Origin of the sequence: Shumkonia mesophila (assembly GCF_026163695.1) — a bacterium.
Lineage (GTDB): Bacteria > Pseudomonadota > Alphaproteobacteria > Rhodospirillales > Shumkoniaceae > Shumkonia > Shumkonia mesophila.
This window is the reverse complement of sequence record NZ_JAOTID010000003.1, coordinates 326,287-339,786: the sequence shown is the minus strand read 5'-3', so window position 1 is coordinate 339,786 and position 13,500 is coordinate 326,287. Positions and strand designations below refer to the sequence as shown.

Genomic DNA, 13,500 nt, shown 5'->3' with positions numbered 1-13,500 from the left:
CCGAGATGAACGAGACTCTATTGGACAAGCCCGACCTCGACGCCGCCCCAGAGGTCGCGCCGGCCTGCTGCGACAAGCCGGAGGCGGCGCCGGCCCGGCAACCGCTCGCGATGCCGAACGAGGGCCGCCTCGGCAGACCCTATGTCTCGATCGCCCCCGACGGCTCGCGTTCCCACGCGCCCATCGAGCCGGCCTGCTTCCTGGGCGAAGAGGAAATGCCCTCGCCGCTTTCGCTCAACGAGGCAATGGGCAAGATCAAGAACTGGGTACGCGCCAACTCGCTCAACGTGCTGGCCTACGGCACCGCCTGCGGCGCCATCGAAATGCGGCCCCTGGGCACCAGCCGCTTCGACATGGAACGCTTCGGCATCACCATGGCCCCCACCTCGCGCCAGTCCAACGTGCTGGTCATCAGCGGCTACCTTTCCATCAAGACGCTGAAGCGCGTCATCCGGGCCTACGAGCAGATGCCGTCCCCCAAATGGACGCTGGGCCTGGGGTCCTGCACCATCGACGGCGGCATGTACTGGGATTCCTACAACACGGTGAAGCAGGTCGATCTCTATCTTCCCATCGACGTCTACATCGCCGGCTGCATGCCGCGCCCCGAAGCCCTGATCGCCGGCTTCCAGGCTCTGATGGACAAGATCAAGCAAGGCAGGGCCAACGGCTGGAACGAGTACCTGCAGAACCTGGAAAACTACAAGGCCAACCAGCGCAAGGTCATCACCGACTGGGGCATGCCCGCCTACAACTGGTAAGGAAACGCGGGATCATGGATCGCATCGTCAAGGAACTGGATGGCCGCTTCGGGGTGCTCGCCTCGCGCCAGCAGCGGCCCGACTTAGGCGCCGTCGAGGTCGCCGCCAAGGACGTGGTGGCGTCGCTCGAATGGCTGAAGCGCCACGGCGGCTATATTCACCTCACCCATTTCTCGGTGGTCGACTGGCTGGAAGATGGCCAATTCCAGCTGGTCTACATCGTCACCGACCCCCGCGCCCATTACACCCTGATGCTCTCGGCGCGCATTGCGCGCGAGGATGCGGAAGCCGAATCCATCCATACCCTGTGGCCCGAGGCCGTCACCTACGAGCAGGAACACAACGAGATGTACGGCATCCGCTTTCCCGGCAGCCCGCGCCAGGGGGTGGACTTCCTGCTCGAGGGCTGGACCGCCATGCCGCCTATGCGCCGCGATTTCGACACCGTGAAGTACTGCGAGGAGACCTACGACTTCCGGCCCGGCCGCCGGCACGTCGATCCCAAGGAGGTGCGGGCCAAGTTTCAGGCCGAGCGCAAGCGTCAGGCCGAAGCGGAGAAGGTCGCCGCGGCCAACGCCAACGAACCGGAGCCCGCGCCATGAACGCCATTCCCGAACCGCTTATCGCCTCCCGCGAGGTGCAGTTGTGGGTCGGCCCGCAGCACCCGGGCGTTCCCGGCAACATGGCCATGCAGATCTGGGTCGAGGGCGACACCATCAACCGCGGCATCACCCATGTCGGCTATCTGCACCGCGCCTTCGAGAAACTGATCGAGCGTCGGACTTTCTACCAGGCCTTCCCGGTAGTTTGCCGAATCTGCGTGCCCGAACCCGACACCAACGAGTACCTGCTTGCCACCGCCGTCGAAGAGCTGGCCGGCATTTCCGGCGACGTCCCGCCGCGCGCCCAGTGGATCCGCACCCTGGTGCTGGAGATGTCGCGGCTGGCGGCTTTGCTGATGGTAGTCGGCGGCCAAGCCGGCGGCATGGGTCTCGGCGCCGCGCCGCAATGGATGATCGCACTTCGCGACTATGTGCTCGACCTCTTCGAGGAACTGTCGGGCGGGCGGATCTACCACATGTACATCATCTACGGCGGCGTACGCCGCGACCTGCCCGAGGGTTTCGCGGCCCGCGTCGAGGCGGTGCTGAAAAGGATCGAGGAACGGCTGCCGATGGTCGACAACCTGATCTTCGAGTCCGCCGTTTTCCGCAAGCGGGCCATGGGCGTCGGCGTCGTTCCCAAGGAATGGGCCGAGGAAACCACCCTTTCCGGCCCGGTGGTGCGGGCCATGGGCATCCCGCGCGACGTGCGCAAGGATTACCCCTATCTGGTCTACCCGGAACTGGATTTCGACGTCGTCACCACCGAGGGCTCCGACATTTACGCCCGCGCCCTGGTGCGCAGGCTGGAGATCGACCAGGCCATCGACCTGATCCGTCAAATTCTGGCCCGCATGCCCAAGGGAGGCCCCGTCCTGGGCAAGGCCGGCAATCCGTTGCGCTGGCAAGTGCCGGCCGGCCAGACCTATGTGCGGGCCGAGGCGACGCGCGGCGAGTACGGCTATTTCATTGCTACCGACGGGTCCGACAAGATCCGCCGTTTCCACGTGCGCGGCCCCAGCTACGTGCATGGCGTGTCGCTGCTGGAGCGCATCCTGCCGGGACTGAACATTTCCGACCTCTACCCGCTGATGAACTCGCTGCAGGTCTGCCCGCCCGAGATCGAGCGCTGATCGAGGAAACTTGGATGAGCTACATTCGCACTGCCCAGGACACCACCACGCCCACCCTCTCCTATCGCACGCCCGAGGAGGAGCGGGTCGGGCTGAAGCATGTGCTGAAACCCTTCGCGGCCTGGCTCAAGGCCTTCTCGACGCCCTATACCGTCCCCAAGGGCGAAAGCCTGCGCGCGGCCTCGGACAACTACCGCGGCTGGCACGTCAATGATGTCGAGACCTGCACCGGCTGCGGCAACTGCGCCGCCATCTGCATGAATGTCGCCATCGACATGACGCCCTATACGGAAACCACCATCAAGGACACCGGCCTGCGGCCGCGCATCGACTACGGCCGGTGCTGCTGGTGTGGCCTGTGCGTCGACGTCTGCGCGGCCAGCAGCCTGGGCCTGTCGGACTGCTACGTGTGGATCGGCGAGGATGCCGACGGCTTCCGCTTCACCCCCGGCGTCGACGCCAAGCCGTGGGATTCCTCGCCGCGCGGTTGGCGCAAGCAGAAGAAGGCCAAGGAAGCCGTTTAGGGCACGGGCCTTTCCGTATTCAGGAAGTCGCCAGCCGATGGACGGCCCGTGGCGGTTCGCCGAAATGCCGGGAAAAGGCGCGCGACAGCGCCGCCGGGCTGGCGTAGCCAACCTGGCGGGCCACGGCCTTGAGCGGCCGCCTCTGGGCCAGCAGCGTGCGAGCCAGGGCCAGCCGCCATTTCGCCAGGTAGTCGCCGGGCGTGGTCCCGATGACGTCGCGGAAGGTATTCGCGAACGTGGTGCGCGACATGCCGGCTACTCCGGCCAGCCGCTCGAGCGTCCACGTCTCACCGGGGGATTCGTGAAGCACCGTCAGCGCGCGCGCCAACCCCGGGTGGGCCAGGCCAGCCAGCAGGCCGGCCGCCGCCGCCCCCTGTTCGATGGCGTGGCGCAACAACCTGACCACCAGCACCTCGCACAGGCGGTCGAGCACCGCCTGCCGGCCGCAGCGCCGGCCAAACGCTTCTTCGAACAACACCCCCGCCACCCCATCGAGGGCGGGGGACGCGTGCATCGGCATAGCGGTCGCCGTGGGTAGGGCGCGGACAACGGGATTGGCCGCGCCGCCTAAAAAAACCTCGGCACAGACGACATCGACCGCGACGGCCCCGTCCACCGTCATCAGCCGATGGGCGGTGCCGCGTGGATAGAACAGTAGGGCCGGCCCGTCGATCGTCATCCGGCCACCCAGTTCGTCGGCCACTGCCACACGACCGCACCCCACGAGGTGGAGATGCCCTCCTCCTGCCGCCGGCGCCGCGAAGTCCAGGGTCCCACGGATGGCTCCACTATGGAACACCCGGGCCTCGACCCTGAAGCGCTGCAACAGACCCGACAGGCGGTCGGGGCGGGGTCGTGAATCGACGTCCATGCGTACGTCCTGCAATGTTTTTAAGACTAAATGATTTTGTTCGTACGATAAGGTGCATCCTCCGTCAAGGCCGACGGCAGGCTTGGCCGTCGCCTCGACACCCTCGAGAGGAGATCGTCCGTCATGCTCGTCCCCCGCAGGCCGGTTCCCGGGCTCAAGGTCCCCACGGTGGCCCACGGCCCCCTCGACCTCGCCCGGGAAGAACCCGGCCATTTCACGCTGGTCGTGTTCTACCGCGGCCTGCACTGCCCAATCTGTACCGCCTATCTCGGCGAACTGGCACGCCTCGTTCCGGAATTCGAGCAACGCGGGGTCGGCCTCATCGCCGTCAGTTCAGACGGCGAGGAACGGGCCCGCCAGATGGCCGACAAGGTAGCTTCCGGGGCGTTGCGGTTCGGTTATGGCCTGCCGCTTGCCGTCGCCCGGGAGTGGGGGCTCTTCATCTCGACCTCGCGCGGCAAGACCTCCATCGGCATCGAGGAGCCCGCCCTGTTTTCCGAGCCGGGCGTCTTCCTGGTCCGTCCGGACGGAACCCTCTATTACGGCGCCGTGCAGACCATGCCGTTCGCCCGCCCACACTTCGACGAGCTGCTGAAGGCCATCGATTTCGCCATCGCCAAGGACTATCCAGCGCGCGGCGAGTATGTCGGCGCCCTCGCCTGAACGGGCCCGAAAAAAAGGCGGGGCGGGGCCGCTGCCCCTCGGCCGCTATGCGTTGCTCGCTGCGGCGAGGGCCTCTTCGATCCAGCCATCGAACGTCGCCTGATTGGCCTTGATCCAGGCATCGGCATGGCGGTTGATGTCGTCCGGCGACTTCTCGCCGTCGCGCATGCGCAGGTTCTGCGCGCTTATATCGTTGCTGGAAACCTGCATGATAGCGAACAACTTGGCCGCCGCCGGGTTGTCCTCGGCGAATTCGCGGTTGGCGGCGATCCGCTGGTTATTGGCCTGGAAGCCATAGTTGGACCCGTCTGGCAAGGCGGTATCGACGCTCTTGCGGCTGCCCGGCAACGACGAGAACGGCACCTGCAGCCACACCACGTCCTTGCCCGGCACCAGCACGCCACTCACCCAATAGGGCGTCCATGTGTAATACAGAACGGGCTTGCCTTGCTTGTAGCGGGCGATGGTGTCGGCGATGATCGCCGAATAGGAGCCCTGATTGTGGGTCACAGTATTGCGCAGACCGTAGGCGTCGAGGTGGTTCTCGACGACCTTCTCGCAGCCCCATCCCGGATTGCAGCCCGCCAAGTCGGCCTTGCCGTCTCCGTTGGAGTCAAACAACGCGGCGATCTTAGTATCCTTGAGCTGGTCGACGTTGGTGATGTTGTATTTTTCCGCGGTCGCCTTGTCGATCAGATACCCCTGCAGAGCTCCCGACGCGAAAACGCCTTTGCGGTAGAGCTTGGCGTCGCCGCCAGCCCGGTCAAAGAAATCGTTGTGAAGCGGATCCCAATAGTCGGCCAGGAAGGTGCCGTCGCCATTGGCCATGGCCACGAACGCCGTCGCATATTCCACTTCCTTGATCGGCTTGACGTCGTAGCCCAGATGTTCCAGCGCCTTGACAACCAGAAGGGTCTGGAAGGTTTCCTCGGCAATGGAGCTTTTCAACGGCTGGACCGCTACCCCCTTGCCCGGCAGATCGGCCGCGAACGCGCTTCCGCCGGCCGCCAGTCCGCCGCCCAGGGCCAGCGCCGCGAGCCAGCGTCCTACGGTGGGAAGAGTACGCAAAAATGCCATGGCAACCTCCTATTCCTTTAATTCCGTGAAACTCAGTTCTTCTCGGGCAGGCCATCCGGTTGCCCGAAGGGCGTCGACTTTTCGCCGGCCAGCAGGGTGCGGATGGCGCCGATCGGCCCGGTTTCGTACCAGTGGCGAGTTCCTTTGGCGCGGCTGTCGCGCCCGATCGCCTGGGTCATGCGATCGAGCACGATCGCCAGCATCACAATGCCGACACCGCCCACGGTGGCCAGCCCCATGTCGAGGCGGCCGATACCGCGCAGGACCATCTGGCCCAGCCCGCCAACGGCGATCATCGAGGCGATCACCACCATCGAAAGGGCCAGCATGAGGGTTTGGTTGACGCCCGCCATGATGGTCGGCATGGCCAGTGGCAATTGCACCTTGAACAGAAGTTGCCGCGGGCTGGCGCCGAACGAACGGGCAGCCTCGACAAGATCGGGCGGAACCTGGCGGATTCCGAGGTTGGTCAGGCGGATCAGCGGCGGCAACGCGAAGATGATGGTGACGACCACGCCTGGTACGTTGCCGATACCGAACAACATGACGATCGGCACCAAGTAAACGAAGGCCGGTGTCGTTTGCATGGCGTCGAGGATCGGACGCAAGGCGTTCATCGCGCGGTCGCTGCGGGCGAGCCAGACGCCGATGGGCAGGCCTATCACAATGCAGAACAACACCGACGTCAGCACCAGGGCGAGCGTCACCATCGCCTCGGACCAGGCGCCGATCAGGCCGATAGCAAGCAACGAGACGGCGGTGCCGACGGCCAGTTTCCGGCCCGCCAGCTGCCACGCAACCAGCGCCGACAACAGCACGACGAGGATCGCCGGCACCGCCAGAAGCCCGCTCTCGACGGACGTCAGGGTGGCGTCGATCGGCCAGCGGACGGCCTGGAACAGCGGCCGGAAATGCAAGACGAGCCAGTCAAGGCCCTGTTCGACCCAAAGGTCCAGCGGTATAAGGGCGTCGCGAAATGGATCGGTCCAGTCGAACCCCGGCTTGGCAGGAGCGGCGGCGGCGCTCATCCAGTCGCCGGGCGTGTCCGGCACCTGCCCAGGCGGTGGGGCCCCCCATGGATTGGCAGTCTGCTCAGCCATTGAGGTCATCTCCCTGCCGGTTGAGGGTTTCCAGAAGCGCCGCCTTCGAGATGACCCCCAAATAACGCTTCTTGGCATTGACCACCGGCACGCCACACGGCGCCCGCGCGACGGTACCAATCAACTCAGCCACCAGCGTTTCCGCCGTCAGCGGCTCGACGTCCGGAACGTAGGCGGCGCTGATCCGGGTTTCGCCGCGCCGCTGGGCCTCGCGCAAGGTATCCACTGACACCACGCCGTGGTACGTCATGTCACCGCTGACCACATAGGCGTACGTGCGGTCGGCATCCTTGAGACGGTTGATCGCCGTCTTCACGCCAACCCCCTCGCGGTCCATGACGATGGTCTGCTTGCGCCTAGCGACGTCACCGGCGGTGAATACGGTGGACACGTCGACGCCCCGGAAGAAAGAGCGGACGTATTCGTCGGCGGGCGCGTTGAGGATCTCATCGGGCGTACCCACCTGGACCACGCGCCCTCCCTCCATGATGGCGATTCGGTCGCCGATCCGCATGGCCTCATCGAGATCGTGCGAAATGAAGATGATGGTGCGCCGGTGCTCAGTCTGCAGGCGCAGCAGTTCGTCCTGCATTTCGGTGCGGATTAGCGGGTCGAGCGCGGAGAAAGCCTCGTCCATCAGCATTACCGCGGGGTCACTGGCCAGGGCGCGGGCCAATCCCACCCGCTGCTGCATGCCGCCCGAAAGCTCGTCAGGATAACAGTCGGCGTTGGCTGCCAGGCCGACCTGACCGAGGGCAGCGAGAGCCCGCCGGGTCCGCTCGTCCCGGGAAACGCCGGCCAATTCCAGTCCGAAGGCGGCGTTGTCAACAATGTTGAGATGCGGCATCAGCGCAAAGGACTGAAAGACCATGCTCATGTCGCGACGACGCAATCCGAGCAGTTCGGCATCCGACATGGCGGCGATGTCAATGCCGTCGATCAGCACCTGCCCCGCCGTTGGTTCGATCAGCCGGTTGAGAAGACGCACCAGGGTTGATTTGCCCGATCCCGAGAGCCCCATGACCACGAAGATTTCGCCCTGGCGGACAGTGAAACCAGCGTCGCAAACGCCGACGGTCTGACCCGTTCTGCTGAAAATCTCGTTCTTGTCGACACCCTTGGCGAGCAGTTCCATCGCCCGCTCGGGATGCTCCCCGAAGACCTTATAAAGACTGTTGACGACGATTTTTTCCGGCATACGTCTCCGTTCCTGTTGAGGAGAACTGTGATCCCCCACGTTTCCACCTTCCATGTCGTCCAGGCCACGCGATGCCACCGGTCGACGAGAGAAGGCAAAAAAGTCCTCACAACGACGCTTTCGCCGTTTTCTAAACGAACATAAACTCTCTGAACTGCGGCGAGCCGCCACGCACGTAACTGGATATGTCCATATAATTGTTTATACGAGAAATCATTTGATGTCAAAGATACTCGCCCCCGACATCAACTTATACGTGTATTACACACATATATTCGCATCATGAGTGCCGTAGCTTTCCATGGCCAAGGAACCGTGAAAATGTCCACGAAATGCTGGCAAGATGTGTTGGTGGCGCTGCGCCAGATCATTCGCGCAACCGACATTCACTCGCGCAAACTGATGAAAGCCTGCGGACTGACCATCCCTCAGGTCGTCGTTCTTCGTGCCATTCAGGACCTCGGCAACGTTACAGTACGAAGCATTTCCAAGCATGTTTCCCTGAGCCAGCCAACGGTGACGACCATCCTTAACAGGCTGGAGCAGCGGCAACTCGTCCGGCGCGTTCGCAGTGAGCGCGACAAGCGGGTCGTCAATGTCGTCCTAACCGAGGAGGGGAATCGGGTTCTGGCAAGTTCGCCGACCTTGCTGCACGAGAGCTTCGTCAGCCGCTTTGAGCACCTCGAGAACTGGGAGCAGACACTGATTCTGTCATCGTTGCAACGGGTCGCCCGAATGATGGAGGCCGAGGGGCTGGATGCCGCACCTCTGCTCGATGTCGGAGCGATCGACAAGACCGAATAGAACGATTGGTGCGCAGTTCGACGAACGGGCCATAGCGTTCCACTGGAACCATCCCGCCAAATGCCCGTTATAGGTTGCGAGCCGGCATCAGCCGATGCTGCCGGAAGCTGTGTCACGAATGCCATACCGTTGGCAGAAGCACTTACCGCCGTTTCCGGCAGATCCCCTGGATAGGACTTACAGGCAGCTGCCCCCAGATGCGAACTCCCCCCCCACCAACCGCACGTCAGTCAAGGAAGCCGGTCCTCAGCCGCACGGATTCGCGGCACGACGGCAAATCCCTCCTCCGCGCCCCCATTCTTGACCCCGGGCGAGCCTGCTGGCGGATCGCCCGCAGTAACCGCGTCAAGATTCTGGTCGACGCGGCAGCCTACTTCTCGACGCTCCGCCAGGCCCTCCTGCGGGCGCGGCGTTCCGTGCACATCCTGGGGTGGGACATCGACAGTCGGACCGACCTGGCGCCCGATGGCGCCCCGGACGGCGAGCCGACCCGATTGCGCGCCTTGTTGACCCGGCTGGTCGAGATCAATCCCCAGCTCCGCGTCAACCTGTTGCTTTGGGATTACTCCACCCTCTATGCCCTTGACCGCGAGCCCCTGCCCCGCATCTCGCTGGGCTGGCAGACTCCGGCACAGATCAATGTCTGTCTCGACGATCTGCTGCCGCTGGGCTCCAGCCATCATCAGAAGTTGGTGGTCATCGACGACAGGCTGGCGTTCTGCGGCGGCCTTGACCTCTGCGCCCGCCGATGGGATACCCCGGACCATGCCCCCGACAAGCCGGCGCGCGTCGATCCCGAGGGCTCGACCTACGGTCCCTTCCACGACGTCCACATGATGGTCGACGGCGATGCCGCGGCCGCGGTGGCGGAACTCGTCCACCTGCGCTGGCACGAAGCGTCGTGCCGGCCCCTGGCCCCAGTCACGCCCACAGGCGACCCCTGGCCGGACGACGTCGTCCCCGACATTACCGACATCGATGTCGGCATCGCGCGAACCCTTCCGCAACTGCATGAACGAGCCGAAGTGCGCGAGATCGAGGCTCTCTTCATGGCCGCCATCGCCTCCGCCGAGCGCTTGGTCTACATGGAAAACCAGTATTTTGCCGCCGTGGGGATCGCCGACGCCCTGGCTCGCCGCATGACCGAACGGCCGGAGTTGGAAGCCGTTCTCGTCTGCCCGCGTCTGCCAAGTGGGTGGATTGCCGCCAAAGCGATGGGCGCCGGCCGCCGGCGTTTCCGGCGATGCCTTGAAGAGGCCGGGGTCGCCCATCGTATCCGCCTGGTCTCTCCCAGCGTCGACGACGCCCAAGGGACGCCGGTCGATATCATGGTCCATTCCAAGGTTCTGATCGTCGACGATCATTTCCTCACCATCGGCTCGGCCAACGTCAACAACCGCTCCATGGGCTGCGACACCGAGTGCAATCTGGCGATAGAGGCCTCCCCCGACCAAGCTGGCCTTCGCGCAGCCATCGCCGGCATCCGCAATGGCCTGCTTGGCGAGCATCTGGGGCAGCCGGCCGAAGACATCGGGCGGGTCCTGCGCGAGCCGAACTCGGCCCGGGCGCTGGTCGACACCGGCGGAGCGGCGGGCCGCCGACTGACGCCGATCGAGCCCACGGAAGACGACGAGGAGGACCTCGTCGCCGTCGCTCTCGCCCCGATCGCCGATCCGGAGCGCCCCATCGAGGCCGACCAGTTGCTGCTCGACCTCTTCGGCGGCATCACCCGCCACGCCGTCTGGCCGTGGCTCAAGAAGGCCACGCTTGTCCTTGGCGTCGTCCTGGGATTTGTCGCCCTGTGGCAATGGACGCCGCTGTCGGAACTGGCCAGCATCGATACGCTGCGTCCCCTCTTCGAGGTCATTCGCGCCAGCGTGATGGCGCCCGTCGCCATTCCGCTGCTGTTCGTCGTCGGCAGCCTGCTGTTCTTCCCGATCACGCTGTTGATCACGCTCGCCGCCATCGTCTTCGATCCCCTGCTCGCCTTCGCCTATGCGCTAACCGGAACGATAGCCAGTGCCGCCGCCGCCTATGGCGTCGGAGTGAAGCTGGGCCGCCCGGTGCTGCGCCGCCTTATCGGCAACCGGCTGAATTCGGTCAACCGCGCCATCGCCAGCCGCGGCGTGCTGGCGGTCATGATGCTGCGGGTCGCCCCGGTGGCGCCCTACACCGCGGTCAATCTGGTTTGCGGCGCCGCCCGCATCCGCTTTACCGACTACCTGATCGGCACGGTTCTCGGCATGACGCCGGGAATCGCCGTTCTTACCGCGCTCGGCAACAGCCTGACACGGGTCCTTGAAAATCCGACGCCGGGCATGGTCGTCCTCGTCGTTGCCGCCATCGCGTTGTGGATTCTGCTCGGCGTCGGCTTGCAAAAGCTTCTCGGCAGTTGGCGAGGAAAGCGCCGGAAACAGGAAGCCCGGTCGTGAGCCCGTCCCGGTTTCGGGTGGCCAGCTACAACGTCCACGGATGCGTCGGACGCGATGGCGTATTCGCGCCCGAACGCATCGTCCGGGTCATCAACGAATTCAAAGCCGACGTCATCGCACTGCAGGAGGTGGTAGCACCGTCGGACACCGATGGCGTTCCCGGCGGCGCCCTTCATCTCCTGACGCGGTCGTTCGTCGGGCACAGCGTGTGGGCACCGGCCTATCATGGCGTGCGCCATGATTTCGGCAATCTTCTCCTCAGCCGTTGGCCGATCGTCACCTCCGCGATCGTCGATCTGGCAGTCCGCCGGCGGGAACCGCGCAATGCCATCGACGCCCGTCTGGCGGCACCCTTCGGGCCCCTGCAGGTGATCGCCACGCACCTTGGCCTCAGGGCCGGCGAGCGACGACGGCAGGTCGATACTCTCCATCGACTCATCAAAGAGTCGGATGGTCCCTGGCCCACTCTTCTGGCCGGCGACCTCAACGCCTGGTATCCGTTTTCCAACATTCTGCGACTGATGGGCCAACAAATGCCGCTGCGCCCGTCCGTCGTCACCTTCCCGACACCCCGGCCATTCCTGGCGCTGGACCGCATCCTGCTGCGTGCCCCGGGTGGCCGCATGACCGTCTTTCGCCATCATACCGAGGCGGCCCGCATCGCCTCGGACCATTTCCCCGTCGTCGCCGACATCGACCTGGAACCGCCGGGCCCGCCCGTCGTATATTCCCTACCGGCCGATCGACGGCAGGAGAGCCCGATGACGCCGCGCTCCACATCCCGCACCCGAAGCGCCCTTGGCCTCGCCGGCTTCGTCACCGGGTGTCTGGCGGTGTCGGCCGTCGGTGGGGCGATCACTGCCAGTTCGGTCGGTAGTTGGTATCCGGCCCTGGCGAAACCATCCTTCACGCCACCCAGCTGGCTGTTTCCGCCGGTTTGGACTGCCCTTTTCGTCCTCATGGGCGTGGCGGCCTGGCGGGTGTGGCGGCAAGCCGGCTGGACCGAGGGCCGGCCGGCCCTCGGCGCTTTCGCCGTTCAACTGCTGCTCAACCTGGCGTGGTCGTTCCTGTTTTTCGGAATGCAATGGGTGGGGGCGGCGCTAGCGGAAATCATCGTCCTCCTGGCCGCCATAGCCTGGACGACCGCGCGGTTTGCCCGCGTCGACCGGCCGGCGGCCCTTCTCCTCGTCCCCTATGCGCTGTGGGTCTCCTTTGCCGCCGTCCTTACCGCGGCCATCTGGCTCGATAACTAGAACCCACCCTCGACCACATTATTGGGCCTGCCGGCAACGAAGGCCTCGATATTGTCGATGAGTTGGTCGGCCAGGGCCTGCTGGGCCTCCCGGCTGGCCCACGCGACGTGCGGCGTCAGGATGAAGTTGGGCAGGTCGAGGAGTTGCATCAGCGGGCTGTCCGGGGCCGGCGGCTCCGGCGGTACGGTGACGTCGAACCCGGCGCCGGCGATCAGGCCCTGGCGCAGGGCGGTGGCGAGGTCCTTCTCGTTGACCAGGCCGCCCCGCGCCGTGTTGACCACAATCGCGGTCCTTTTCATGCGCTGGAATTCGGGCATGGCAATGGTGTCGCGCGTTTCTGGCAACAGGGGGCAATGGAGCGTGATCACGTCGCTGGTCTCGATGACCGTATCGAACGGCGTATAGAGGGGGCCGAGGCCGGTCTTTCCCTTGTGCGCGGCGAACAGCACGCGCATGCCGAAGGCCTTGCCCAGATCGGCCACCGACTGGCCGATCGACCCCTCGCCGATGATGCCCAGGGTGCCGCCGCTGAGCTCGGAAATGGGATGGGTGAAGATGCAGAACTGATTCTGGCGCTGCCACTCGCCGGCGACGACGTCCCGGCGATAGCCGATCAGGTTGCGCTTGAGCGCCAGGATCAGGGCGAAGGCATGTTCCGGCACCGTACTGCGCGCGTAGTTTCGGATATTGGAAACGACAATCCCCCGTTTGGCACAGTATCCCAGGTCGACGCAGTCGGTGCCGGTCGCCGCCATGGCGATCATCCGCAGTTTCGGCAAGCGCTCCAGGGTCTCGGCCCGCAGGGGTACCTTGTTGTCGATGATGATCGTCGCCTCCTGCGCCCGCTCGACGGCCTGGTCCGCGACGGTCTTCCCGTACTCCCGCCAGCCATGCTCGAAAGCCGGTCGGCGCACGACGATTTCCGGGGCGATCGTCTCGCGATCCAGGAAAACGATGTTTTCGGTCATCAACTCCCTCCGTCCTGTCAACGATCCGTCCCGGGCTGAGACGGCCGCGCCCCACCTCGTCCACCGCGCCGATCGCGACTTGGCACGGATATCCGCATCCGCACAGTGCCGGTA

General features: G+C 64.9%; 13 protein-coding genes. 8 read left to right on the top strand and 5 right to left on the bottom strand.

Annotated elements, in window-relative coordinates; translation table 11 throughout:
* Positions 1 to 5 precede the first annotated feature (5 nt).
* The 4 genes from ODR01_RS08120 to ODR01_RS08105 are packed head-to-tail and all read left to right on the top strand — an operon-like array spanning position 6 to position 3,020.
* Positions 6 to 761: an NADH-quinone oxidoreductase subunit B gene (locus ODR01_RS08120; protein WP_316977135.1), complete on the top strand. Its 756-nt coding sequence runs from the start codon at positions 6 to 8 to the stop codon at positions 759 to 761.
* 14 nt (positions 762 to 775) lie between these two features.
* A complete protein-coding gene (locus tag ODR01_RS08115; protein ID WP_316977134.1) occupies positions 776 to 1,363 on the top strand; it encodes an NADH-quinone oxidoreductase subunit C in 588 nt (195 codons plus the stop codon).
* A complete protein-coding gene (locus ODR01_RS08110) occupies positions 1,360 to 2,496 on the top strand; it encodes an NADH-quinone oxidoreductase subunit D (RefSeq protein ID WP_316977133.1) in 1,137 nt (378 codons plus the stop codon). The genes ODR01_RS08115 and ODR01_RS08110 overlap by 4 nt, the downstream gene beginning before the upstream one ends.
* Before the next feature lie 14 nt (positions 2,497 to 2,510).
* Positions 2,511 to 3,020 (top strand): 4Fe-4S dicluster domain-containing protein, encoded by a 510-nt coding sequence (locus ODR01_RS08105; RefSeq protein ID WP_316977132.1) that lies wholly within the window; start codon positions 2,511 to 2,513, stop codon positions 3,018 to 3,020.
* Positions 3,021 to 3,039: 19 nt separating this feature from the next.
* Here the strand turns inward: ODR01_RS08105 and ODR01_RS08100 are convergent, their stop codons facing one another.
* Positions 3,040 to 3,891 carry an AraC family transcriptional regulator gene (locus ODR01_RS08100; protein WP_316977131.1) on the bottom strand — a complete coding sequence of 284 codons (852 nt, stop codon included), beginning with the start codon at positions 3,889 to 3,891 and terminating at the stop codon, positions 3,040 to 3,042.
* Between the two features lie 123 nt (positions 3,892 to 4,014).
* Between ODR01_RS08100 and ODR01_RS08095 the strand changes: the two genes are divergently transcribed.
* Positions 4,015 to 4,554: a peroxiredoxin-like family protein gene (locus ODR01_RS08095; RefSeq protein WP_316977130.1), complete on the top strand. Its 540-nt coding sequence runs from the start codon at positions 4,015 to 4,017 to the stop codon at positions 4,552 to 4,554.
* A gap of 45 nt (positions 4,555 to 4,599) precedes the next feature.
* On the opposite strand, the gene proX is transcribed toward ODR01_RS08095, so the two are convergent.
* From proX to proV, 3 genes are read right to left on the bottom strand one after another with little or no spacing between them, the layout of a single operon-like run.
* Positions 4,600 to 5,631 (bottom strand): glycine betaine/L-proline ABC transporter substrate-binding protein ProX, encoded by a 1,032-nt coding sequence (proX, locus tag ODR01_RS08090; protein WP_316977129.1) that lies wholly within the window; start codon positions 5,629 to 5,631, stop codon positions 4,600 to 4,602.
* Positions 5,632 to 5,663: 32 nt separating this feature from the next.
* The gene (gene proW, locus ODR01_RS08085) at positions 5,664 to 6,731 is read right to left on the bottom strand and encodes a glycine betaine/L-proline ABC transporter permease ProW (RefSeq protein ID WP_316977128.1); all 1,068 of its coding nucleotides are present in this window, start codon (positions 6,729 to 6,731) and stop codon (positions 5,664 to 5,666) included.
* Positions 6,724 to 7,929 carry a glycine betaine/L-proline ABC transporter ATP-binding protein ProV gene (gene proV, locus ODR01_RS08080; RefSeq protein ID WP_316977127.1) on the bottom strand — a complete coding sequence of 402 codons (1,206 nt, stop codon included), beginning with the start codon at positions 7,927 to 7,929 and terminating at the stop codon, positions 6,724 to 6,726. Before proV ends, proW begins: the two co-directional genes overlap by 8 nt.
* A 321-nt stretch (positions 7,930 to 8,250) precedes the next feature.
* On the opposite strand from proV, the gene ODR01_RS08075 reads away from it, so the two are divergent.
* The 3 genes from ODR01_RS08075 to ODR01_RS08065 all read left to right on the top strand — a co-directional run bounded on the left by ODR01_RS08075 (position 8,251) and on the right by ODR01_RS08065 (position 12,418).
* Complete coding sequence (locus ODR01_RS08075; RefSeq protein ID WP_316977126.1) at positions 8,251 to 8,733, top strand: MarR family winged helix-turn-helix transcriptional regulator; 483 nt, start codon at positions 8,251 to 8,253, stop codon at positions 8,731 to 8,733.
* Between the two features lie 197 nt (positions 8,734 to 8,930).
* Positions 8,931 to 11,165 (top strand): VTT domain-containing protein, encoded by a 2,235-nt coding sequence (locus ODR01_RS08070; protein ID WP_316977125.1) that lies wholly within the window; start codon positions 8,931 to 8,933, stop codon positions 11,163 to 11,165.
* Positions 11,162 to 12,418, top strand: coding sequence for a tryptophan-rich sensory protein (locus tag ODR01_RS08065; protein WP_316977124.1), 1,257 nt, complete (start codon positions 11,162 to 11,164; stop codon positions 12,416 to 12,418). The genes ODR01_RS08070 and ODR01_RS08065 overlap by 4 nt, the downstream gene beginning before the upstream one ends.
* Here the strand turns inward: ODR01_RS08065 and ODR01_RS08060 are convergent.
* A complete protein-coding gene (locus ODR01_RS08060) occupies positions 12,415 to 13,386 on the bottom strand; it encodes a D-2-hydroxyacid dehydrogenase (RefSeq protein ID WP_316977123.1) in 972 nt (323 codons plus the stop codon). The two genes, ODR01_RS08065 and ODR01_RS08060, sit on opposite strands and share 4 nt — an antisense overlap.
* Between the last annotated feature and the right edge of the window lie 114 nt (positions 13,387 to 13,500).